The sequence below is a fragment of the Thalassospira sp. MIT1004 genome, assembly GCF_001858545.1.
Lineage (GTDB): Bacteria > Pseudomonadota > Alphaproteobacteria > Rhodospirillales > Thalassospiraceae > Thalassospira > Thalassospira xiamenensis.
In genome coordinates this window covers 54,688-77,683 of sequence record NZ_MCAO01000003.1, presented here as the reverse complement: position 1 = coordinate 77,683, position 22,996 = coordinate 54,688, and the positions used below count along the sequence as shown (strand labels likewise).

Annotated in this window: 19 protein-coding genes; 8 read left to right on the top strand and 11 right to left on the bottom strand. The window is 55.4% G+C overall.

The genetic code is table 11. The annotated features are described in order from the left end of the window. Positions 1-215 precede the first annotated feature (215 nt). Both BC440_RS01770 and BC440_RS01765 read left to right on the top strand, forming a co-directional pair. The gene (locus tag BC440_RS01770; protein ID WP_063095040.1) at positions 216-1,163 is read left to right on the top strand and encodes a 2-hydroxyacid dehydrogenase; all 948 of its coding nucleotides are present in this window, start codon (positions 216-218) and stop codon (positions 1,161-1,163) included. A gap of 66 nt (positions 1,164-1,229) precedes the next feature. Next, positions 1,230-1,610, top strand: coding sequence for a LysR family transcriptional regulator (locus tag BC440_RS01765; RefSeq protein WP_063095042.1), 381 nt, complete (start codon positions 1,230-1,232; stop codon positions 1,608-1,610). Here BC440_RS01765 and modC read toward each other — a convergent pair. From modC to BC440_RS01725, 8 genes are all read right to left on the bottom strand, one after another. Further along, positions 1,607-2,722 carry a molybdenum ABC transporter ATP-binding protein gene (gene modC, locus BC440_RS01760; protein WP_063095043.1) on the bottom strand — a complete coding sequence of 372 codons (1,116 nt, stop codon included), beginning with the start codon at positions 2,720-2,722 and terminating at the stop codon, positions 1,607-1,609. The genes BC440_RS01765 and modC overlap by 4 nt on opposite strands. Beyond that, positions 2,719-3,411 (bottom strand): molybdate ABC transporter permease subunit, encoded by a 693-nt coding sequence (gene modB / locus BC440_RS01755; RefSeq protein WP_082822631.1) that lies wholly within the window; start codon positions 3,409-3,411, stop codon positions 2,719-2,721. Before modB ends, modC begins: the two co-directional genes overlap by 4 nt. A gap of 6 nt (positions 3,412-3,417) precedes the next feature. Further along, positions 3,418-4,200 carry a molybdate ABC transporter substrate-binding protein gene (gene modA, locus BC440_RS01750; RefSeq protein ID WP_063095046.1) on the bottom strand — a complete coding sequence of 261 codons (783 nt, stop codon included), beginning with the start codon at positions 4,198-4,200 and terminating at the stop codon, positions 3,418-3,420. A gap of 182 nt (positions 4,201-4,382) precedes the next feature. After that, on the bottom strand, positions 4,383-4,898 hold the full coding sequence (locus tag BC440_RS01745) for a hypothetical protein (protein ID WP_063095048.1): 516 nt from the start codon (positions 4,896-4,898) through the stop codon (positions 4,383-4,385). 75 nt (positions 4,899-4,973) lie between these two features. Next, entirely contained in the window at positions 4,974-5,663 is a 690-nt protein-coding gene (locus BC440_RS01740; RefSeq protein WP_063095049.1) for an exonuclease domain-containing protein, read from the bottom strand. Positions 5,664-5,665: 2 nt separating this feature from the next. Further along, positions 5,666-7,534: a DUF294 nucleotidyltransferase-like domain-containing protein gene (locus tag BC440_RS01735; protein WP_063095051.1), complete on the bottom strand. Its 1,869-nt coding sequence runs from the start codon at positions 7,532-7,534 to the stop codon at positions 5,666-5,668. 113 nt (positions 7,535-7,647) lie between these two features. Beyond that, on the bottom strand, positions 7,648-9,414 hold the full coding sequence (locus BC440_RS01730) for a sodium:solute symporter family protein (RefSeq protein WP_063095053.1): 1,767 nt from the start codon (positions 9,412-9,414) through the stop codon (positions 7,648-7,650). A gap of 36 nt (positions 9,415-9,450) precedes the next feature. Continuing rightward, a complete protein-coding gene (locus BC440_RS01725) occupies positions 9,451-9,708 on the bottom strand; it encodes a DUF4212 domain-containing protein (protein WP_007089795.1) in 258 nt (85 codons plus the stop codon). Between the two features lie 539 nt (positions 9,709-10,247). Between BC440_RS01725 and ettA the strand changes: the two genes are divergently transcribed. Next, positions 10,248-11,930 carry an energy-dependent translational throttle protein EttA gene (gene ettA / locus BC440_RS01720; protein ID WP_007089794.1) on the top strand — a complete coding sequence of 561 codons (1,683 nt, stop codon included), beginning with the start codon at positions 10,248-10,250 and terminating at the stop codon, positions 11,928-11,930. 123 nt (positions 11,931-12,053) lie between these two features. Here the strand turns inward: ettA and BC440_RS01715 are convergent, their stop codons facing one another. Then, on the bottom strand, positions 12,054-12,701 hold the full coding sequence (locus BC440_RS01715) for an ABC transporter substrate-binding protein (RefSeq protein ID WP_223304854.1): 648 nt from the start codon (positions 12,699-12,701) through the stop codon (positions 12,054-12,056). Between the two features lie 14 nt (positions 12,702-12,715). Then, the gene (locus BC440_RS01710; RefSeq protein WP_223304853.1) at positions 12,716-13,618 is read right to left on the bottom strand and encodes a VacJ family lipoprotein; all 903 of its coding nucleotides are present in this window, start codon (positions 13,616-13,618) and stop codon (positions 12,716-12,718) included. Positions 13,619-13,806: 188 nt separating this feature from the next. Here BC440_RS01710 and BC440_RS01705 point away from each other — a divergent pair, with 188 nt between their 5' ends. The 4 genes from BC440_RS01705 to metH all read left to right on the top strand — a co-directional run bounded on the left by BC440_RS01705 (position 13,807) and on the right by metH (position 19,556). After that, entirely contained in the window at positions 13,807-14,784 is a 978-nt protein-coding gene (locus tag BC440_RS01705) for a metalloregulator ArsR/SmtB family transcription factor (RefSeq protein ID WP_063095059.1), read from the top strand. 76 nt (positions 14,785-14,860) lie between these two features. After that, on the top strand, positions 14,861-15,763 hold the full coding sequence (gene metF / locus BC440_RS01700; protein WP_063095061.1) for a methylenetetrahydrofolate reductase: 903 nt from the start codon (positions 14,861-14,863) through the stop codon (positions 15,761-15,763). A 38-nt stretch (positions 15,764-15,801) separates the two neighbouring features. Next, complete coding sequence (locus BC440_RS22310) at positions 15,802-16,875, top strand: homocysteine S-methyltransferase family protein (protein ID WP_074624787.1); 1,074 nt, start codon at positions 15,802-15,804, stop codon at positions 16,873-16,875. Positions 16,876-16,910: 35 nt separating this feature from the next. Beyond that, complete coding sequence (metH, locus tag BC440_RS01695) at positions 16,911-19,556, top strand: methionine synthase (RefSeq protein WP_074624786.1); 2,646 nt, start codon at positions 16,911-16,913, stop codon at positions 19,554-19,556. Positions 19,557-19,621: 65 nt separating this feature from the next. Here the strand turns inward: metH and BC440_RS01690 are convergent, their stop codons facing one another. Further along, positions 19,622-20,866, bottom strand: a complete 1,245-nt coding sequence (locus tag BC440_RS01690; RefSeq protein ID WP_063095063.1) for a multidrug effflux MFS transporter — start codon at positions 20,864-20,866, stop codon at positions 19,622-19,624. Positions 20,867-21,165: 299 nt separating this feature from the next. On the opposite strand from BC440_RS01690, the gene BC440_RS01685 reads away from it, so the two are divergent. After that, the gene (locus BC440_RS01685) at positions 21,166-22,959 is read left to right on the top strand and encodes a chloride channel protein (RefSeq protein WP_063095135.1); all 1,794 of its coding nucleotides are present in this window, start codon (positions 21,166-21,168) and stop codon (positions 22,957-22,959) included. Positions 22,960-22,996 lie beyond the last annotated feature (37 nt).

Genomic DNA, 22,996 nt, shown 5'->3' with positions numbered 1-22,996 from the left:
TGCACGATTAGATGTGAATTTGCGACGTCGCGATTGGATATTTGCGTCATATCTGTTGTACATATTCGCCATCCGGGCAGGTAGTGTGCAATGGCGCAGCGGCAGGTTGCAAGTTCAGGGGGTATGTGCGCTGGCCTGTTAATTGTCCTGTTCTCTTGTTTTACAAGTTGCATGCCGCTAGTCTGTGACCTCCCGCCACCAACGGAGAATCCCCGATGTCACGTTCTGACAAACATATCCTCGTCGTTTCGGCCATCCGGCCGCGTCATATGGAAGAACTGGCCGCGAAATACGAACTGCATCGCTGGGATCAGGCGAGTGACAAGGACGCGTTTCTTTCTGAAGTGGCAGACAGAATCACAGCCCTTGTTTCGACCGCCGGGGTCGGGGTGCCGACGGAGCTGATCGGGAAACTGCCGAACCTTAAGGTCATTACAAGTTTCGGGGTCGGTTATGATGCGATTGATATCGCGGCCTGTACGGCGCGCGGTATTCGCGTTTCCAATACGCCCGATGTTTTGAATGACGATGTCGCCGATACCGCGATCATGCTGCTGCTGGCGACGCTTCGGCGGCTGGTTGTTGGTGATCATTGGGCGCGCAGCGGACAATGGTCGGAAAAGGGGGCGATGCCGTTAACCACAACGGCACGCGGCAAGAAGCTTGGCATTGTCGGGCTTGGCCGGATCGGGCAGGCGATTGCCGCGCGGGCGGAGCCGATTGGCATGAAAATCGGTTATTTCGGACGATCCAAAAAGCCGGTCGATTATCATTATGAAGCCGATCTGATCGGGCTTGCGAACTGGGCGGATGTTTTGATGATTTCCTGCCCCGGCGGGGCGGCGACACAGGGGATCATCAATGCCGACGTTTTGAAGGCACTTGGCCCGCGCGGTTTTGTCATCAATATCGCCCGTGGTTCGGTGATTGATGAACCGGCCCTGATTGCGGCACTTCGGGATGGCGTGATTGCCGGGGCGGGGCTGGATGTGTTCCATAATGAACCGCATATGGACCGTGCCTTTGCCGAGTTTGAGAATGTCGTGCTGTATCCCCATAACGCCAGCGGCACGGTCGAAACCCGCGATGCGATGGCGCAGATGGTGGTCGATAATCTGGCACAGTGGTTTGCGGACGGGACGCTGGTAAGCCCGGTTAACTGATTGTATCGGCACCCGGTTTACGGTTGGCAGTAGCGCGCATGTGACCAAGGCGCTAGATTGTCCGTCATGAGCAAAACCGACCTTAAAATCCGGCTTAAAATCGAATTGCCCGATGGGGTTCGCCTTGGTTATGGCAAGATCGATCTGCTGCGCGCGATTGATCGTGAACAGTCGATTTCGGCGGCGGCGCGGTCGATGGGCATGTCCTATCGCCGGGCATGGATGCTGCTTGAAGAATTGAACAAAAGCTTTGCCACCCCGGTTGTTGAAACCCGGATGGGGGGGGCAGGCCGTGGCGGGGCCAGCCTGACCGGGACGGGGATGCGGATCATTGCGATTTACGACGATGCGCAAACCCGTGCAGATGAAGCGTTGGCGGACCAGTTGCGCAAGCTTGCCGATGAACTGGCGGGCGATCCGTCCCCGCCGACTGAAGACGGGTCTTAAAGATCGTCGGCGCGCAGATGCCCGTCGACCGTGACCGATTTGATCACCGCAAAGACCTTTTGTCCGATGGCAAGTTTCAGGCGTGTTGCCGACCATTGGGTGATGCGGGCATGGATTGTGCGGTTTTCACCGGTATCGTCATGACCCAGCCCCAGCGTGACATCCAGCGTATCGCCGCCATTATCGGCGATATCGCGGATCGTTACCGGCAGGACGTTATTGGCGCTGATCCCGGTCGGGGCTGTCCGGGCGATCATCACATCACGCGCCCGGATATGCAGGCGCACCGGGCTTCCGGATTTCTTGCCAAGGAAGGGCACGACAAATCGTTGCCCGGCACAGTCAAGGAAGCTTATGACACCCTTCGGGTCGCGGCTTTTGACCGTGGCCGGAAGCACGGTTCCCGTATCGAACTGCCCGGCAAGCGGGGCAAGGTCGGTTCGGCCCAGCATGTCAAACACCGATCCGCTGGCAAGCGTTTTGCCGCCTTCCATCACCACCATATGATCGGCCAGACGGGCGACTTCATCAATCGCGTGACTGACATAAAGGATCGGCAATTGCCGTGCGTCACGCAGATTTTCCAGATAGGGGATGATCTCGTTCTTGCGGCCCTGATCAAGGGCCGAGAGCGGTTCGTCAAGCAGCAGGATTTCCGGATTGCCCAGCAATGCCCGGCCCAGCGAGACGCGCTGTTTCTCGCCGCCGGAAAGAAGGTTGGGGCGTCGCGATAGCAAGCCGCCGATACCGAGCATCGCGATGACATCATCACAGGCGGCTTTGTTCATGGGCCGGTCGCAGCGTTTATGGCCGTAAAACAAATTGGCCGCGACACTCAGATGCGGGAACAGTCTGGCATCCTGAAAGACATAACCGACCCGGCGCTTGCGCGGTGCCAGATTGATCCGCTTCATGCTGTCATAGACAAGGCGGTCATGGATGGTGATGAGCCCCCGATCCGGGCGCAGCAACCCGGCAATCGCATTGATGATGGTGGTTTTGCCGCTGCCTGACGGGCCAAAAAGGGCGGTAATTCCGGGCTCGGCAATATCGAACTGCGCATGCAGGTCCAGCTTGCCGATCTTGTGGCGGATATCGACGGAAATGCTCATGCGCGGGCCCTTTTGCGAATATGGCGCATGGCAAATTCCGAAAGCAGAAGCCCGATCAGGGCAAGTCCGATGGAAATGGCCGCAAGGCGTGCGGCGGCCAGTTCGCCGCCCGGTGTCTGGATTGCGGTATAGATCGCAAGTGGCAGGGTGCGTGTTTCACCCGGAACGTTGGACACAAAAGTAATGATGGCACCAAATTCGCCAAGGCTTGCGGCAAAGGCGGTAATCGCCCCGGCAATGATACCGGGCAGGGCCAGCGGCAATGTCAGGCTGAAGAACCGGTCAACCGGCCCGGCCCCCAGCGTTTCGGCGGCGTGATACAGGCCGGGGTCGATATTTTCCAGTGCCAGCCTGATGGCGCGGACCTGAAACGGGAAGCTGACAATCCCCGCGGCCAGTGCCGCACCGGTCCAACTGAAAATCAGGCGGATATCGAACGTTTCCAGCAACCACGCGCCAAGCGGCGCGCGGGTGCCAAAACTGATCAGCAGAAGATAGCCCATCACAACCGGTGGCAGGATCAATGGCAGATGCACCAGTGCATCGACCAAAATCCTGCCCGGAAAGCGCGCCTGCGCCAGAAGGGCAGCGGCCAGAATGGCAAAGGGCAGGGCACATATCACCGCCACGCCGGAAATGCGCAGGCTAAGCAGCAGGGCTTCGATCTCGGCGTCGGTGAGTGTGATCATGGTTTGTTATTGTGTCTTCGGGCTGGTTGCCGGGCGTCTGAAACCATATTCCGCAAAAATGGTGCCCGCGTCATCCCCCAAAAGCCACGCCAGCAATTTTGCGGTTGCGGGTTTGGTCTGTCCGGCCGTGATCGCAACCGGATAGGTAATGGCCGGATGACTGTTTTCGGGGAAGGTGGCAATGGTTTTGACATCGGTGGCGATGGCGGCATCGGTGGCGTAAACGATGCCAAGCGGTGCCTCGCCCCGTTCCACCAGTGCCAGGGCGGCGCGCACATTGTCAGCACGTGCCAGCCTTGGTTCGACGGTGTTCCATTGACCAAGGTTTTCAAGTGCCTGTTTGGCGTAAATGCCCGCCGGGACATGGTCCGGGTCGCCAACGGCAATGCGGTCCTCGTCACCGATCAGGCTGGTCAGATCGGTTTGGGACGTGATCGGTTCAAGGTTACTGTTGGCGGGGGCAATCAGAACAAGCGCATTGGCCAGAAGATCATGGCGGCTGTTGGCGGCGATCAGATCCTGATCAGCAAGCCAGGTCATCCATTTCTGATTGGCCGAGATGAATAAATCAGCCGGGGCACCTGCGGCGATCTGACGGGCCAGTGTCGATGAACTGGCATAGGATAGTTGCAACGTGTCGCCGGTTGCCGTGGCATAGCTTTGGGCCACCTGCGTCATGGCGTCGGTCAGGCTGGCGGCGGCAAAGACCGTGATTTCTTCGGCGCGGGCGGTGGTTGCGGCAGCCAGAAACAACAGGGACGCAAGAGCGGTTCGGATCAGATCGCGCATGGCAAAATTCCGGGCTGGAGGATGAACGGAGCAGATGATCATTTTCCGCTATATTCGATAAAATATAGCGGGACGTCAACCATCTGTGCCATCAGATGGAGCCTGCCGGGGCGTGCGGGCCAAAAAAGAAAGGACCGGCATGGCCGATCCTGTTCGGGAATTTTCGATTGGATTGGATCAGATCAGTCACAGACCGAACGCAGCGGATCGTTTTCGTCCATCGTAAACCATTCTTCGATGCCAATCGGGAATCCGTTGCCATCAAGGGCGGTTTGAGCGGTGATGTAGCCGCGTGTTCCGGCATTGCAATCCACCAGATGGGTTAGGGCCAGCGTTTCTGAACCTTTTTTCAGAAGCAGGGTCGTGACCCGTTTATGACCGGGATTGTCCGGATTAGCGACGACCTTTTCCCGGTCAATGGCGGTAAAGCGGTTGATCGGGGCAGAAATCAGTGTCCAGGGGGCAAAGGGATTTTCATCGGCAAAGGTCTGCACGATATCGATCTGGCCGGGCAGGCGACCGGCATAGCGGTCAAACCAGCTGTATTCATCCCAGATCATATAGGCAAACATGCCAATCGCCGCGACAAAGGGGATGACATATTTCGGTGCCTTGCGTCCCCAAAGGCGGAACAGCAACATGACCACACCGGCACAGGCAAAACCGACCACAACGGTCGTGATAATAAACACATACATCCGGCAAGAAGTCCCCTGATTTATTGTTATGACGGGATCGGTCTGGCGGGTGTTCCCGTTTCCCCTGATTACCGATTAACGCAGCACGCGGCGAAGCTCAAGTTCGCCTTTCGGATCACGCTTGGCAATCTGCGCCAGAAACAGGCCCGACGCGGCAATCGCATCCGACAGGGCATTGTGAATACGATAGGGTGGCAGATTATGGGTATGGCGCAGCGTTTCAAGTTTCAGCGCGCCCGATTTCATCGGTTGTCCCTGCCGGTGCAGATCACGAAGAGCCAGCACCAGGGTATCGACGGTCGGAATCTGCAAAGATGCACCAAAGTAACGTTTGCAGGCATGACCAAGGAAACCGAGCTCGATCGGCGCGTGATGGGCCACCAGAACCCGCCCGGCCAGAATGGGCAGGATATGGGCCAGCGCGATCTCGATATCGGGGGCCTGTTCGACGTCGCTGTCGAAAATGCGGTGCACGATTACCGAGCTTTCGCTGAGTTCCTTTTTCGGCCGCACCAGAAGATGCTGACAGCTTGAAAAATCAACTGCGAGCTGACGAATGATCACCAAGCCAATCGAGACGATTTCATCGTGTTTCGGATCAAGACCGGTGGTTTCCAGATCAAGGGCGACAAATTCGACATTCCGGATCGGCGTATCGGGATCGGCGGCGGGGATGTCGTAATAGGAACGAAGCGGCCCGGTCGCCCGGCGTTGCACCATCTGGCGGTAAAAGTCGCTATCGACGATTTTCTGACGCAGGCCCATTGTTATGTCCCGCTTTTGCCAAAGGCGTTCTCAAGGGCGGTCTGCAGGTTTTTGATCACCGAAAATGCGTCTTTCAGATGGGTGCGTTCAAACGCCGACAGGCTTTCGGGATGCAGGAAGTTATCGGGGCGATCCCCGTTGCGGATCTGCCGGACCTGATGTTTCAGCCGGGTGATGCTGATAAATTCAAATGCATCGAGAAGGTCGGACGCCCCCTGTTTGCTGATCGAGGGGAAGGTCATTGCGGCCTCCAGGCGTTCATAGGTGTTGACCGCATCAACACCGTTGGCCAATGCGTGAATCCGCGCAAGATCAACAATCGGTACAACCCCGTTATGCTTCATATCAAGCGTGCGGTCATGTTCACCACCACGAACCATCACGAAATTCTTGAAGAAGCCAAGCGGCACGTGATGGGTCAAAGCATTTCCGACCATGTAAGCCAGGAAAATACGGTTGCCCTTGGCTTTGGTGATGATCATGCGATGCAGGTCTTCAAAAATCGACCGCGTCCCATGGATCGGCCGCAAGTCGAACCAGACGGAGCACAGCATCAATGCCTTGGGTTCAGGCTGTTCGATCCATTTGTTGAAATATTGCTGCCAGACCCGGACAGGCTGCCGCCATTCGGCGGTTTTCGCCATCATTTCGCCGGGGCAATAGACATAGCCGACGGTATCAAGGCCATCGCAAACATAATCGGCCAATGACTTGAAATAGTCGCCGTGTTGATCGGGATCATAGGCGTCATCAAGGATCAGGCAATTGTCCTGATCCGACAGGGCGGTCTGTTCCTGTCGCCCCTGCGATCCGCCCGCCATCCAGACATAGGGCACGGGCGGGGGACCAAATTTTTCCTCGGCCAGTTGCAGCAGGCGCGATGTTGCCGCATCCGAAAGTGTTGTGACAATGTGCCCGGCATTGCGCGATGTCGCCCCGGCTTCGATCAGGTTGCTTAGCAGTTCGGGCACCTGTGCGATGACCTTTGCCATATCGGCGGGTCTGGTCATTTTACGAATGCGCCCGACCATATGAACCGCCGAAAGCGATTGGCGGGCCAGCAGGTTGTTGGTGGTGATCATGCCAATCGCCTTACCGTCCTTCATCACCGGAAGGTGTCGGACATTGTGACGCGTCATGGTCAGAAGTGCGTCAAAGGCATAATCGTCCGGCCCGATGCTGATCGGGTTCGGCGTCATGATGTTGGTCACCGGTTCGTCAAACGATCGGGCCTCGGCGACGACCCGGTTGCGAAGGTCGCGATCGGTCATGATGCCTGCGACTTCATCGCCGTTTTGCGTGATCAGCAGGCAGGAAACCCGTTCGGCGCTCATCAGCTTGCCTGCTTCGAGAATCGATGCGCCGATATCGATACTGACCAGATCACGCGCGATCAGATCGGAAACCCGGATGGACATCAGTTTAAGCTGATCATCATCACGCTTTTCAAGCAACTGCATGCCGCTTCGAAGTCGGGCACCGCCCATCTGTTCAAAGAAGTAATTGAACTGCGGGTATTTCCCCGCCAGATCGTGGAAATCCTTTTCGGGCAGCAGATAGACAAGGCTGTCTTCGAGCATGGTGATGTTGTTGGCGGCCTTGCCATTGCGGAACATCGCGCGTACGCCGAAACATTCACCTTCGCCAAGGCGGGCAAGAAGCTGGCCATCGGGGTCGCGTGTTTCGGTTCCGCCTGTCCGGATGATGTGCAGATGCAGGCATTGCTGTTCAGGTGAGAGGACTTTCGTCCCTTTGCGGAAATAGCGCGCGGTCAGGCGTTTGGGCAGGGCATTGATCACGTCGTCAGGCAAAAGGTCGAACGGGTGATGCTGCTTAAGGAAATCGCTGATTTCTTTTAATTCCAGACTCATATGACCTTCCTCCCTGTCGTGATGCATTGTTGCCCGAGTTCGCGGCAAAAGAAAAGGCCCCCGGAGGTAATTCCGGGGGCCAGCAACAGGTTTCTTGCAAACCAGTCGACCGATTAATGGTCAACGGCGCTACCGGCTCCTTTCGGAACACGGATATCTTCAATCATGTGCTGGATATGTTCCGGCGGTTCTGCGGTAACTTTCGAAACGCCGAACGCAACGAGGAAGTTCAGGATCATACCAACAACACCGATGCCTTCCGGCGAAATGCCGAACAGCCAGTTTGCCGGAACGTTTTCGATCAGTACCGGGATAAAGATGCCCTTGTAGGACATGATATAGCCCATGGTGAAGATCAGACCGACCAGCATCCCTGCAATCGCACCTTCGCGGTTAACCTTCTTGGAGAAGATCCCCATGATGATAACCGGGAACAGTGATGCCGCTGCCAAACCGAAGGCGAAGGCCACCACCTGTGCCACGAAGCCAGGCGGGTTGTATCCAAGATAACCGGCAATCACGATTGCGACGGCTGCCGCAATACGCCCGGCCATCAATTCCTGCCCTTCTGTCATATCTGGCGTAAACGTGCCCTTCAGAAGGTCATGCGAAACGCCCGAGGAAATCACAAGCAACAGACCGGCTGCCGTTGACAGTGCGGCGGCAATACCACCGGCTGCGACAAGGGCAATCACCCAGTTCGGAAGCTGTGCAATTTCCGGGTTGGCCAGAACCATGATGTCCCGGTCAACACTCAGTTCGTTACCGGCCCAGCCATATTCAGCGGCTTTGGCGGCAAATTCGGCATTGGCATCGTTATAGTACTGGATACGACCATCACCGTTCTTGTCTTCAAATTTCAGAAGACCGGTGGCCTCCCAACGGGTCATCCAATCCGGACGATCTTCGATTTTAAGGTTGCCTTCCGGATCACCAACCGCACCGATCTGCACGGTTTCCGTCAGGTTCAGGCGAGCCATCGCACCGACTGCCGGGGCAGTGGTGTAAAGGATCGCGATGAATACCAGCGCCCAACCGGCCGATGAACGTGCATCACGTACTTTCGGAACCGTGAAGAAGCGGACGATAACGTGCGGCAGACCTGCCGTACCGACCATCAGCGCAAGCGTGATGCAGAAGATGTCGATCGTCGATTTGTTGGTGGTGGTATATTCAAGGAAGCCCAGTTCGGTCACGATCTGGTTTAAACGATCAAGCATATGATCGCCCGTACCGTTAACCGTCGAACCGAATGCCAGCTGCGGCAGCGGATTGCCGGTCAGCTGGAAGGCGATGAAGATTGCCGGAATGGTATAGGCAACGATCAGCACGCAATATTGCGCAACCTGAGTATAGGTAATCCCCTTCATGCCACCAAGAACGGCATAAACGAAGACGATGCCCATGCCGACGATCAGGCCGGTCAGGAGTTCGACTTCAAGGAAGCGCGAGAACACGATACCGACACCGCGCATCTGGCCTGCAACATAGGTGAAGGAAATGAAGATCAGGCAGATAACAGCAACGATACGCGCTGTTTTGGAGTAGTACCGGTCCCCGATGAATTCCGGCACGGTAAATTTACCGTACTTGCGAAGGTAAGGTGCCAGAAGCATTGCCAGCAGGCAGTAGCCGCCAGTCCAGCCCATCAGGTAGACCGAGCCGCCATAGCCAAGGAAGGCAATCAGACCGGCCATTGAAATAAAGGATGCAGCAGACATCCAGTCTGCGGCGGTCGCCATACCGTTGACGACCGGGTTAACGCCCTTGCCAGCGACATAGAACTCGCCGGTGGTGCTCGCACGTGACCAGATCGCGATGCCGATATACAGCGCGAAGCTCAGGCCGACGACGATATAGGTAAGGGTAGTAAGATCCATTTGTCTGTCTCCCCGGATCCGGAATTTTCACCGACGTCAGTCGTCTTCGCGAACGTCGAATTCACGGTCCAGTTTGTTCATCTTGGACACGTAAACGAAAATCAACGCGACAAAGACGTAAATGGACCCCTGTTGGGCGAACCAGAACCCGAGTTCAAAGCCCGCAATCTTGATGTTGTTCATCACATCGACAAACAAGATGCCGAAACCGTAGGAAACGACAAACCAGATGATCAACAAGGTGGTCACCAGTTTTACGTTTCGCTTCCAGTAGGCTGCGCTTTGCTCATCCATAGCGCGTCTCCTTCCTAGAAAATGAAAACTTCCCTGCCGACCGGCTATTGAGTTCTTTTTTTGTGCCGGTCCGCCTGCTTTTGATGCAGTGGTGGTGTTTGCACGCACCATTGCCAACGAATTCGATAACAGTTTTCAGAATGCGCAAGAAGCTAATCATTAGTCGTAGACATTCGCGCGCCCGGGGTTCTCAACCTGCTGGAAATGCTGCAAAAACCTACCAAAACCGCCATTTTTTCGATGTTTTTCTGCGCTGCACAATGGCAGCCTGTTTTTAATCGAAATACGCGTATATTTGCTTGATTATGCATTATTAACGGTTGATTTTGCCCCGAGAGGTGTATTTCCGGGCGCGGTTTTGCCCGCGTCGTTTCCACCGATGCAGATTCAAAGCGCATCACAGCGATTGCGATTGTTTGTCATTGTTTGTAAGGGGCCGGTCGGTTACAAACGGGCAAAGCTTTCTGGATGGTCGCAATGCGACGATCCGCATGTCCCGGCATTGCCCGGGATTTCTCACATTTTGGATGGGGAATTTAATGGCATCCTACCAGTATATCTACGTCATGAAGGACCTGACCAAGATCCTTCCGGGCGGTCGCGAACTTTTCAAAGGCATTACGCTATCCTTCCTGCCGGGCGTGAAAATCGGTGTTCTCGGGAACAACGGTGCCGGTAAGTCGACCCTGCTTAAAATCATGGCGGGCATCGAAAAGGATTATTCCGGCGAAGCATGGCCAGCCGAAGGTGTTCGCGTCGGTTACCTTGAACAGGAACCGCAGCTGAACCCGGAAAAGGATGTTCTGGGCAACGTCATGGAAGGTTGCGGTCAGATCGTTGACGATCTCGCACGTTTCAATGAAATCAGCATGGCCTTTGGCGAGCCGATGACCGATGACGAGATGAATAATCTCCTCGCCGAGCAGGGGGAATTGCAGGAACGCATTGATGCGGCCAATGGCTGGGATCTTGAGCGTACGCTTGATATCGCCATGGATGCGCTGCGTTGCCCGCCCAAGGATTCAGATGTGACCAAGCTTTCCGGTGGCGAACGCCGCCGTGTCGCGCTTTGCCGTCTGTTGCTTGCAAAGCCCGACATCCTGCTGCTTGACGAACCGACCAACCATCTGGATGCGGAATCGGTTGCGTGGCTGGAACGTCACCTTGAAGATTATCAGGGTACTGTCATTCTGGTTACCCACGATCGTTACTTCCTTGATAACGTTACCGGCTGGATTCTTGAACTCGACCGTGGTCAGGGTATCCCGTATGAAGGCAACTATTCATCCTGGCTCGAACAGAAGCAGAAGCGTCTGGAACAGGAAGCCCGTCAGGAAGGTAGCCGTCAGAAACAGCTGGCATCCGAACTGGACTGGATCCGTCAGAACCCGAAAGGCCGTCAGGCGAAATCCAAGGCCCGTGTTCGTGCCTATGACGATCTCGTTGCCGAAGCCGCAAAGGCGGTTCCGGATTCAACCAAGATTGTTATTCCGATTGCCGAACGCCTTGGTAACGAGGTGATCACTGCTGAAGGCCTGACCAAGGCATTTGGTGACAAGCTTCTGTTTGATGATCTGCATTTCCGTCTGCCGCCGGGCGGGATTGTTGGTGTGATCGGTCCGAACGGTGCGGGTAAAACCACTTTGTTCAAAATGCTGACCGGCAGCGATACACCCGATGCTGGTACGCTCAAGATCGGTGAAACGGTCAAGATGGGCTATGTCGATCAGTCGCGTGACTCGCTTGATCCGAACAAAACCGTCTGGCAGGAAGTTTCCGACGGTCTGGACGAAATCCTTCTGGGTAAACGCCCGATGAGCTCGCGCGCCTATGTGTCGCAGTTTGCATTCAAGGGGGCGGATCAGCAGAAAAAGGTCGGGCAGCTTTCCGGTGGTGAACGTAACCGCGTTCATCTTGCCAAGATGCTGAAATCCGGTTCTAACGTCCTGCTGCTCGATGAACCGACCAACGATCTTGATGTCGATACGCTTCGCGCGCTTGAAGAAGGTCTGCTGGAATTTGCCGGCTGTGCCGTGGTTATCTCGCACGATCGTTTCTTCCTTGACCGTATCGCGACCCACATCCTGGCTTACGAAGGCAATTCGCATGTCGAATGGTTCGAAGGCAACTATCAGGAATACGAAGCGGATTATAAACGCCGTTACGGTGACGCGGCCGACCGCCCGCATCGCATCAAATACAAGCCGCTGACGCGCGGTTAACAATAAAAGGCCGCCCGCTTGCCTGCCGGGCGGCCTTTTATTATCCCCATCTGGGGGATGCATTAAAAAAGCCACCGGAAAATCACCGGTGGCTTTTTGATTTCCGTAAAGGTCGTGACGGAGTTATTTTCCGACTTTTTCGCGCAGATTTTCGGTCAGCGCAGAGACCTTGCCGCCGTTTTTCTGGATGACGGCGGTGAATTCGTCGCGTTGGGTGATGCCCATGCTCAGCCCTTCGACGGTGACGTCGATGATTTTGTACTCGTCGCCAAATTCGCGCAGACGCCAGATAATCGAAACCGGCGGACCGTCCGGGCGGACAAACTGCGAATTGACGAAGGTATCCTTGTTCTGCTGTTTCTCGTCGCCGACAACGAATTGCTCGCCATTGAAATCCTTGAACTGACTGGCGTAGTTAAGCGCCAGATAGTCCTGGAGAAGATCGGCGAACTCGTTGAGTTCTTCCTCGGAGATCGAGCGCCAGTAACGTCCCAGAACAAACCGGGAAATCACATCCATTGCGAAGTAACGGTCCATCAGCGCAACAAAGTTCTGCCGACGGGTATCGTTGCTAAGCGACTGGTCGGTCAGGCCGATAATCGCTTCATTCGCAAGAGTCTTGATTACCTCGGATGCGTTGCTGCTTACAGCGACCTCTACCGTCAGGGACGGCGCAGTGTTTGCATTACCTGCAAATGCAGGACCGGCCAGAAGGCCGGTCGCGCTAACGATTGCTGCCGCCAGTGCGGGAATCGTAAATTTGCTTTTCATGTTCGATCGAACCATTAATTTGCCGCAGCTTCAAACGCATCGTCGAAGTCGGCAGAAGCGCTTTCGTCTTCGAAATTCGGTGCCGAAGGATCTGCACCGTTCCGAATGGCGGCGTTGCGTTGCTGACGATACAGGCTACGCAAAGCGGCATAATAGTCAATCGACGTCTGCTGCAATTCGTTGAGCTGGTTGAGCGTACGATAGCGTGCGTCAAGTGCTGTCAAACCCAGCGAACCAAGATAGAGCGCATCAAGGGTATCGCTGTTCCGGCTGCCCCAGGTCAGCGGGTTTGCCACGTAATCAACGGCAATGCCGGTCGTATCACGCAAGTTCGACGGACCAAGCAGCGGCAGGACGATGTAAGGACCGCCGCCGATACCGTAATGGCCAAGAGTCTGGCCGAAATCTTCTGAATGATATTCGATGCCGAAATCGGCAGCCACATCATTGAAACCAAGGAAGCCGATCGTGGTGTTCATGATGAAGCGCTGAACGGTGTCAGCCGCCTGATCAGGTTCCCCTTGCAGCAGCGAGTTCAATGCATTAACCGGCTCGCCGATGTTGCGCACAAAACTGCGGACAGCTGTTTTTACCGGCTGCGGTGCAATGTCGCGATACCACATGGCGGCTGGGTAAAGGACCATAAAGTCTACGGCGCCATTAACCCCGTGCACGACCCGGTTCACCGGTTCGAGAGGGTCATAGTCACTCATGTCCTGTGCCGGCTGGGTGGACGCGCATGCTGTCAGCATGGACAGAGATGCACCAGCGCACAGCGAAAGCAAAGTTCGAAGCTTCATTATTTTTTGCCAAACGATTTTCGATACAAACTTTCCCCGACCCCGAGACGTTTTTGAAATCGGGATTTCAAAAACGCTACCTGTCCTGTTGCCCGCGAAGAAAACAGGACCATGCATCGCGCACGTCTCAGATACCAATGTGGTTAGCATAGGGAAAGTTTAAACACCAGCACACAAAATTATGTGCCCGATCAATGGGATTTGGCGTGTTGCTTTTTTGCCATACCCCTTTGGGGTGGGTAAATAGGTCTTGATTAAATATAAACATATCTTTATGTCTTTGCAGAGTTAGCGGAGGTGGCGAAATGGAACAGGTCCTTGCAAGGTTACGCGCGGCGGCAGAGGCGACACGTCTTCGCCTGCTGGCGATCTGTGCCGAATGCGAACTGACGGTCAGCGAGATCACCCAGATCATCGGGCAGAGCCAGCCGCGTGTGTCACGTCATCTGAAATTGCTGTGCGAAGCCGGTTTGCTTGTCCGATTCCGTGAAGGGACATGGGTTTTTTATCGCACACCCAATACAGGTCCGGGGGCCGAACTGTTGCAGCCGGTTCTTGATTTGTTGCCCCGCGATGACGAAACCCTCTTACTTGATCGTACCCGGCTTGAGCAGGTCAAGGCGCAGCGCGAACAGATTGCGACGGAATATTTCCGTGCCAATGCCGATGACTGGGATCGAATCCGGTCACTTCATGTCGACGAAGCAGTGGTCGAACGGGCGCTTGTTGACGCCATCGGCGATCTTTCCGGGGGCCGTATTCTTGATATCGGGACCGGTACGGGCCGGATTCTGGAACTTCTGGGCAAAACGGCCGAAGAAGGTGTCGGTGTTGATATGTCGCGCGAGATGCTGGCGGTCGCACGCGCACGCTTGCAGCGCGCCGATCTTTCGAACTGTCTGGTACGGCAGGCCGATATGTATCAACTGCCTTATCCGGCCGGAATGTTTGATGTTGTGACCCTGCATCAGGTGCTGCATTACGCCGAACGCCCCGAAGCCGCCATCGCCGAAGCTGCCCGCGTTCTGGCACCTAATGGCAGGCTGGTGGTGGTTGATTTTGCAACCCATGACCGCGAAGAACTGCGTGAAGAGCACGCGCATCGGCGGCTTGGCTTTGAAGACGGGGCGATCAATACGTGGTTTCGCGCATGTGAACTTTCGCCCGGCGATGTCATAAGCCTGCCGGGCAAGCCCCTGACGGTGCGAATCTGGTCTGCACATGCATCCGCAAAGGAACAGAAGGCGCAGATCGCGAACAATCATAACGAAGCTGCCGAGTAACAAACCGGCAGCTTGATACCATAATAATGATGAATAACGACCCGTTCCACCGGAACGACAAGACAGGATTAAAAGAATGACGGTTAAAAACGACATCGCACCACAGGGAACATCCCGCAGCGATTTGCGGATTTCGTTCGAATTCTTTCCGCCGAAAACGGAAAAGATGGAAGAAACCATGTGGCGTTCGATCCACCGTCTGGCGCCGTTGAACCCGTCTTTTGTTTCGGTAACCTATGGGGCAGGCGGGTCAACCCGTGACCGCACGCATAGCAGTGTCACCCGCATTCAGGGCGAAACCGGCATTCCGGCGGCCGCCCACCTGACCTGTGTTGGTCACACCCAGGACGAAATTGAGGGTATCGCGCGCAACTACTGGGATGAAGGCATCCGATCAATTGTTGCCTTGCGCGGTGACCTGCCTGATGCGGGCGATAAATATGTGCCGACGCCGGGGGGATATCCTTATGCGGTTGATCTGGTCGAAGGACTAAAGCGGATTGCGGATTTCGATATTTCGGTTTCGGCCTATCCGGAAACCCACCCGGATGCCCCCAGTGCCGATTTCGAAATCGAATATCTGAAGCACAAGATCGATGCCGGTGCGAACCGCGCGATCACGCAGTTCTTCTTTGATAACGAGGTTTTTCTTCGGTTCCGTGACAAATGTGTTGCTGCCGGGATCACCGCACCGATTGTGCCGGGTATCCTGCCGGTGACCAATTTCGGATCGCTTTTGAAATTTGCCGATATGTGCGGCGCATCGGTGCCCAAGCGCCTGCATTGGCGGTTTGAAGACCTTGACGAAGATCCCGATACGCGCCGCATGGTCGCCTTCCACGAAGCCATTTCACAGGTCGAGGGCCTGATGGCCGAAGGTGTTACCGAATTCCATTTCTATACGTTAAACCGTGCCGAACTGACATATGCCATCTGTCATGCGTTGGGTATTCGCGGTGTTGCACAGGCTGCTGCCTGAACCACCCGCCAGAAACCCTGCATGATCAAAACGACTGGATGACGATGATGAATGACCGCAAGGAACGCATTGCCCTGCTGCGTAAACGGGCCGAAAACAAAATCCTGATCCTTGATGGTGCGATGGGCACCATGATCCAGAAGCACAAGCTGAGCGAGGAAGATTATCGCGGTGAACGCTTTGCCGACTGGAAACAGGATGTGAAGGGCAATAACGACTTGCTGTCATTGACCCAGCCAGACATCATCAAGGATATCCATCTGCAATATATTGCCGCGGGTGCCGACCTTCAGGGGACCAATACCTTTAGTGCGACGACGATTGCGCAGGCCGATTACGGCATGGAAAGCCTTGCCTACGAGATCAATTACGAAAGTGCCAAAATCGCGCGCGCGGCCTGCGATGAATGGGAAGCCGCCCATCCCGGCGATGTGCGCTTTGTCAATGGTGCCATCGGCCCGACCAACCGCACCGCATCGATTTCGCCCGATGTGAATAATCCGGGCTTCCGCGGGGTTAATTTTGATCAGCTGCGCGAAGCCTATAAGGAAGCTGTGAACGGCCTTCTGGATGGCGGGGCGGATACGCTTCTGGTGGAAACCATTTTCGATACGCTCAATGCCAAGGCTGCGTTATTTGCCATCGACGAAGTGCTTGAAGAACGTGGTGAAGATGTACCGGTTCTGATTTCGGGCACGATCACCGATGCCTCTGGCCGGACTCTTTCGGGGCAGACGACCGAGGCGTTTTATAATTCGGTCCGTCATGCCAAGCCGTTCTCGATCGGGCTTAACTGTGCATTGGGGGCGGCACAGTTGCGCCCCTATGTGCAGGAACTGTCGCGCATTGCCGAATGCCGTGTTTCGGTTTATCCCAATGCGGGCCTGCCCAACGAGTTCGGTGAATATGATCAATCGGATGCCGAAATGGCGGCCTTGGTCAAGGAATGGGCCGATACCGGCATGGTCAATCTGCTGGGCGGCTGCTGTGGCACGACGCCACCCCACATCAAGGCGATTGCCGATGCGGTGGCAAATGCGACCCCGCGCAAATTGCCTGTGATTGAACCGAAAATGCGTCTTTCGGGCCTGGAACCATTCAACGCCGCCTGATGCCGGGAAGCTGAAAAAAGAGATCGAACAGACCCATGAGTGACATTTCAAGATTCATCAATATCGGCGAACGCACGAACGTCGCAGGATCGATCAAGTTCAAAAACCTGATCGTCGAGGAAAATTACGACGCAGCCCTTGAGGTTGCCCGTCAGCAGGTCGAAAATGGCGCACAGATCATCGACATCAATATGGATGATGCGATGCTGGATGCCGAAACGGCGATGGTCAAATTCGTTAATCTTCTGGCGGCCGAACCCGATATTGCCCGTGTGCCGATCATGATCGACAGTTCCAAATGGAACGTGATCGAAGCCGGTCTGAAATGTCTTCAGGGTAAGGGGATAGTCAACTCCATCAGCCTGAAAGAAGGCGAGGAACCCTTTATCAAGCAAGCACGTCTTCTGCGCCGTTATGGTGCCGCCGTCGTCGTGATGGCCTTTGATGAAAAAGGGCAGGCCGATACGGTTACCCGCAAGATCGAGATTTGCGAACGCAGCTATCGCGTGCTGGTCGACAAGGTCGGCTTCCCGCCCGAAGATATCATTTTCGATCCGAACATCTTTGCGGTCGCGACCGGGATCGAGGAACACGACAATTATGCCGTCGATTTCATCGAAGCCTGCAAGCTGATCAAGGAACGCTTGCCATACGCCAAGATTTCCGGCGGTGTTTCCAACGTTTCCTTCTCGTTTAGGGGCAACAACCCGGTCCGCGAAGCGATGCATTCCGTGTTCCTGTATTATGCAACGCAGGCCGGTATGGATATGGGCATCGTCAATGCCGGTCAGCTCGTGGTGTATGAGGAAATCCCGGCTGAACTGCGCGAGCGGGTCGAGGACGTGATCCTGAACCGTCGTCCGGATGCAACCGACCGTTTGCTTGAAGTCGCCGAAAAATACAAGGGCACCGGCGGGCCAGAGAAAAAGGCCGATCTCGAATGGCGCAAAAAGCCGGTTAATGAACGATTGGCCCATGCGCTGGTCAACGGCATTGCCGAGTTCGTCGAAGAAGACACCGAAGAAGCCCGCCAACAGGCTGATAAGCCCCTTCACGTTATCGAAGGGCCGCTGATGGACGGCATGAATGTGGTTGGCGATCTGTTTGGTGCGGGCAAGATGTTCCTGCCGCAGGTGGTCAAATCCGCCCGCGTGATGAAAAAGGCCGTTGCTTACCTGATCCCGTTCATCGAGGAAGAAAAGGACGGTGTGCGCGAAACCAACGGCAAAATCCTGCTGGCGACGGTCAAGGGCGATGTCCATGACATCGGCAAGAACATTGTGGGCGTGGTCCTGCAATGTAACAATTTCGAGGTCCTTGACCTTGGCGTGATGGTGCCGACCCAGAAAATCATCGAAACCGCCAAGGCCGAAAAGGTCGACATGATCGGTCTTTCTGGCCTGATCACGCCATCGCTTGAAGAAATGACCTATGTCGCGGCCGAAATGGAACGCGAAGGGCTCAATATCCCGCTTCTGATCGGTGGCGCAACCACGTCCAAGGTCCATACCGCAGTCAAGATCGCCCCGAACTATAACAAGTCGGTGGTTTACGTGATTGACGCATCGCGTGCGGTGGGGGTTGCAAGCCAGCTTGTATCTGAAACCCACCGTGAACGTTTTGCCGCCGAAATCCGTGCAGAATATATCGCGATGGCGGAAAAACACGCCGCCCAGCAATTGCAGAAAAAACGTTTTGCCATTGCGGACGCGCGCGCCAACAAGGTGCAGCTTGACTGGGAAGCCTATGATGTTCCCGCACCGGCCAAACCGGGCATTACCCGGTTTGAAACCTTTGATCTTGCCGAACTGGTTGAACGGTTCGACTGGAAACCGTTCTTTGAAACCTGGGAACTGCATGGCCGTTTCCCCGATATTCTGAACGACGAGAAGGTTGGCGAAACCGCGCGCGGTCTTTATGAAGACGCCAAGGCGATGCTCAAACGCATTGTCGATGAAAAATGGTTCAAGCCCTGTGCGGTTGTTGGTATCTGGCCGGCCAATTCGGTGGGTGACGATATCGAGGTCACCCCGGCACCCGATCAGAACGAACCGGTAATGCTGCGCACGCTTCGCCAGCAGATGTTCCGTGAAAACAATTCACGCCCGAACCGCGCCCTTGCCGATTACATCGCGCCAAAAGAATCCGGTAAAACCGACTATATCGGTGGTTTTGTCGTCACCGCCGGGCCGCAGGTCGAAGAAATCGCCAAAAAGCTTGAAGCCGAGCATGACGATTACAACGCCATTCTGGTCAAGGCACTGGGCGACCGCTTTGCCGAGGCCTTTGCCGAACGCATGCATGAAAAGGTGCGTAAGGAGCTTTGGGGCTATGCGGCGGATGAAAACCTTCCGAATGCGGAACTGATTGCCGAAAACTATCGCGGTATCCGACCGGCACCGGGCTATCCTGCCTGCCCGGAACATACGGAAAAGCGTACGCTGTGGCAGTTGCTTGATGCCGAAAAGAATGTCGGAGTCAGACTGACCGAAAGCTGTGCCATGACCCCGGCATCCTCGGTCAGCGGGTTCTATTTCGCCCATCCCGAAGCCAAATATTTCGGTCTTGGCAAGATCGAACGCGATCAGGTCGAAAGCTATGCCGAACGCAAGGGCATGACTTTGGCCGAAGCCGAACGCTGGCTGGCACCGAACCTGAATTACGATCCGCGTCAGGCGTGATCGTACAGAACCAAAAAAGCCCCGCAGCTTTCCGGCTGCGGGGCTTTTTTACATTGGGTCGGTCATCAATGCGTCGCGTGGAAAAACTTCCCGCGTTCGGTGATGCCGACAATGATGATAGCCAGCACGGCAAGAGCCAGATAACCGCCCACCAGCGGGATCACCGTGCCATTGAACTGCTGACCGATGATGCCGCCCGCGACAACACCGATCAGGGTGCTGTAAACCCCGATCATCGAGGATGCGGTGCCGGCAATCCGGCCAACCGGTTCCATCGCCAGCGAATTGAAGTTTGGCATGGTCATCGAAAAGCAGAAAAGTGTGACCGTAAGACCCACACCAAACACCGGAAGCGGCGGGGCGCCGTCAAAGGCAAATGCAATGCCCAGATTGATCAGGCTGCTGATTGCCATCACCAGAAGCCCGCCCTGGGAGAGTTTGTGCATGCCGATCTTGCGCACAAGCCGGGCATTGACGAAGGACGAAACGCTCATGCAGGCGGCGATCATCCCGAACACCAGCGGGAACCAGACGCCAAGTCCGTAAACCTCGGTTTCGAAAATCTGCTGGGCCGATCCGATATAAGCCATCAGACAGGCAAACATCAGCCCCATCGCCGTTGCATAACCCAGCGTCTGGCGGTTGGTGATGGTGGTTTTGATATCGCGCGCAATCCGGCTGAGTGACAGTTTATGCCGGTATTCCGGATGCAGTGTTTCGGGCATCCGCAGGCTGTACCAGACGGCAATAATGATCGCCAGCACAAGGGTGCTGACAAAAATCATGTGCCAGTTGGCAAGGGCGAGGATCAGGCTGCCCGATGCCGGGGCAAAGACCGGCACGATGATAAAGATCATCATCACGAACGACATGACACGCGCCATTTCGCGGCCTTCGAAACAGTCACGCGTGATCGCAATCGTCAGGACGCGCGGGGCCGCCGCGCCAAGTCCCTGAACGAAACGCGCGATCAGAAGGTGGTCATAACTGTCGGCAAAAATCGCCATGACCGTGCCGATGGCATAAATCGAAAGACCCAGCATCAAGATACGCTTGCGGCCAAAGCTGTCGGCCAGCGGACCATAAACGATCTGCATCAGGCCAAAGGCAATCATGAAGACATAGATCAGCAACTGCATGCGGTTGCCGTCTTCGATGCCGTAATCGGTGGCAATCGGGCCGAATGCCGGTAACAGGTTATCGATCGAAAGCGCGACCAGACCAATCGTGATCGCCATCAATACCACGAATTCGACAAAACCGGGGAGCGGACGGGCGATGGTGGCGCCCGATTTTTGACTTTCAGTCATTTATCGGAAGTCCTGAAAAAGGAGTTTGTTGTTGTGTGCGGCCAAGTCCCGCCAGCCAAAAGGCCTGTATTGCAACAAACATGCGTTATTTTTCGTTGCAAGATCAATGATGGTTTTTTGAAAGGCAGGTCATTCCCCACTCAAAACAGCATTTTGAACGAACAAAGGTCATTATTTGTGCCTGAAAAATGCTGATAGTGGCAAAAAATATTGGATTTGCCGACCTTTACCTTTTATTCGCAGGAACTTGTAATCATATGATCACATCCTGTTTCACCCGTTCCCGCCGGTACCCCGATATGGCAGAAAAGCTTTTCAAGTCCAACCAACTGCTCAGTCAACTGCGTCGCCTTGTCAAAAGCGAACAGCTTGTGCTGTCGATACTGGCATTGGTGGTCGGGGCCATGGCCGGGGGTGGAACAATCGTGTTTCGCGAAGGATTGCTGTTTTTTCAGGCACTGGTTTATGGCACCGGGGACGAGGCCCTTCATCACTATCTTGTCGATCTGCCATTCTGGCATCTGATGGCGGCCCCGACACTGGGCGGACTTTTTGTCGGCATATTCATCTATAAATTTCTGCCGGAAAAACGCCCGCACGGTGTTGCCGACCTGATTGACGCGGTGGCCTTTCACGATGGGCGCATGTCATCGCGTTGCGGGATCAAAAGCGCATTTGTCAGTGCTGTGTCACTGGGAGCCGGATCGTCACTGGGCCGAGAGGGACCCGTTGCCCATATGGGGGCATCCTTCGGTGCGTGGCTTGCGCGAATACTGCATTTAAGGCGCGGCGCTTCGCGTACTTTGCTTGGCTGTGGTGTCGCATCGGCGGTGGCGGCATCGTTCAATGCGCCGCTGGCCGGGGCCTTGTTTGCCCATGAAGTGGCCCTTGGTCACTACGCATTAACGGCATTTGCCCCGATTGTTCTGGCATCTGTGACCGGCACGATCATAACCCGGCTTTATTATGGTGCCGATGTTGCCTTTTTGCTGCCTGCCCACGAAATCCAGTCCTTCCTTGAATTTCCGGCTTTTATCCTTTTGGGCATCACCGCGGGAATTACCGCAATCTGCGTAACACGCGCGATACCGGTGGTGCAAAAGGCCGCCAAGGCATCCAAAATTCCGCTTTGGTTACGGCCTGCGGTGGCGGGGCTTGTGATTGGTATCGTTGCGATCCAGTTTCCCCAGATTGTCGGGGTTGGATACAGCGCAATGAATGATGCGCTTTACGGTGCTTATGACTGGTCATTCCTGATGCAGCTTTTGTTTATAAAGGCCGCGATGGTCGCGATCTGCATCGGTATGGGCTTTGCGGGCGGCATTTTCAGCCCCGCCCTTTTCCTGGGGGCGATGCTGGGCGGGGCTTTCGGGATTACGGCAACGGCAGTTTTTCCCGACCTTTCATCGGGCTATGGTGCTTATACGCTGATCGGGATGGGGGCAGTCGCCGCTGCCATGCTGGGAGCACCGATTTCAACCACCCTGATGATGTTTGAGCTGACGGGCGACTATGCCCTGACCATTGCGGTGATGGTGGCATCGGTGATTGCATCGGTCATCATGGATCAGTTTCAGGGCGGGTCGTTTTTCGCGTGGCAGCTTAAATGCAGGGGGCTTTCAACCCGATGGGGCAGGGAAGTCAATTTGCTGCGCATGATGAAGGTCGCCGACATCATGAAGGCGGAATACGAAACCGTGCCGCTTGTCGAAGGCATGCCGGGAATACGGGAAAAACTGATTAACGCCCCCTATTCCGAACTGTTTGTTGTTGATGATGATGGCCGGTTGCATGGCACGATCACACTGGCAGATCTGCGCCATGCCGCATTTGACCCGACGATGGGCGAAGAAGTTACCGCAGGCCAGGTCGCCCGATCCAAGCCGCCGGTCCTGCTTAGGACCGACAGTATCGAAAAGGCCGTGCGTTTGATGGAACAAACCGGCGAGGAACACCTGCCGGTGATCAATAATGACGAAGAACGCCTGATGGTGGGCTTCGTCCATGAAAAGGACGCGATGATGGCTTATAACAACGCGCTTCTGGAACTGCAAAGCGAAGAGCGCGGTGATGCGCCGCCCAAGCTGTTCTAGTCCGATCCGTGATGAAGAAGAGCAGCGCTTATATGCG

Excerpts from the sequence above, each read along its gene's own strand:
- BC440_RS01770 (WP_063095040.1), top strand. The coding sequence starts at position 216 with ATGTCACGTTCTGACAAACATATCCTCGTCGTTTCGGCCATCCGGCCG.
- BC440_RS01765 (WP_063095042.1), top strand. The coding sequence starts at position 1,230 with ATGAGCAAAACCGACCTTAAAATCCGGCTTAAAATCGAATTGCCCGAT.
- modC (WP_063095043.1), bottom strand. The coding sequence starts at position 2,722 with ATGAGCATTTCCGTCGATATCCGCCACAAGATCGGCAAGCTGGACCTG.
- modB (WP_082822631.1), bottom strand. The coding sequence starts at position 3,411 with ATGATCACACTCACCGACGCCGAGATCGAAGCCCTGCTGCTTAGCCTG.
- modA (WP_063095046.1), bottom strand. The coding sequence starts at position 4,200 with ATGCGCGATCTGATCCGAACCGCTCTTGCGTCCCTGTTGTTTCTGGCT.
- BC440_RS01745 (WP_063095048.1), bottom strand. The coding sequence starts at position 4,898 with ATGTATGTGTTTATTATCACGACCGTTGTGGTCGGTTTTGCCTGTGCC.
- BC440_RS01740 (WP_063095049.1), bottom strand. The coding sequence starts at position 5,663 with ATGGGCCTGCGTCAGAAAATCGTCGATAGCGACTTTTACCGCCAGATG.
- BC440_RS01735 (WP_063095051.1), bottom strand. The coding sequence starts at position 7,534 with ATGAGTCTGGAATTAAAAGAAATCAGCGATTTCCTTAAGCAGCATCAC.
- BC440_RS01730 (WP_063095053.1), bottom strand. The coding sequence starts at position 9,414 with ATGGATCTTACTACCCTTACCTATATCGTCGTCGGCCTGAGCTTCGCG.
- BC440_RS01725 (WP_007089795.1), bottom strand. The coding sequence starts at position 9,708 with ATGGATGAGCAAAGCGCAGCCTACTGGAAGCGAAACGTAAAACTGGTG.
- ettA (WP_007089794.1), top strand. The coding sequence starts at position 10,248 with ATGGCATCCTACCAGTATATCTACGTCATGAAGGACCTGACCAAGATC.
- BC440_RS01715 (WP_223304854.1), bottom strand. The coding sequence starts at position 12,701 with ATGAAAAGCAAATTTACGATTCCCGCACTGGCGGCAGCAATCGTTAGC.
- BC440_RS01710 (WP_223304853.1), bottom strand. The coding sequence starts at position 13,618 with ATGCATGGTCCTGTTTTCTTCGCGGGCAACAGGACAGGTAGCGTTTTT.
- BC440_RS01705 (WP_063095059.1), top strand. The coding sequence starts at position 13,807 with ATGGAACAGGTCCTTGCAAGGTTACGCGCGGCGGCAGAGGCGACACGT.
- metF (WP_063095061.1), top strand. The coding sequence starts at position 14,861 with ATGACGGTTAAAAACGACATCGCACCACAGGGAACATCCCGCAGCGAT.
- BC440_RS22310 (WP_074624787.1), top strand. The coding sequence starts at position 15,802 with ATGACGATGATGAATGACCGCAAGGAACGCATTGCCCTGCTGCGTAAA.
- metH (WP_074624786.1), top strand. The coding sequence starts at position 16,911 with ATGAGTGACATTTCAAGATTCATCAATATCGGCGAACGCACGAACGTC.
- BC440_RS01690 (WP_063095063.1), bottom strand. The coding sequence starts at position 20,866 with ATGACTGAAAGTCAAAAATCGGGCGCCACCATCGCCCGTCCGCTCCCC.
- BC440_RS01685 (WP_063095135.1), top strand. The coding sequence starts at position 21,166 with ATGGCAGAAAAGCTTTTCAAGTCCAACCAACTGCTCAGTCAACTGCGT.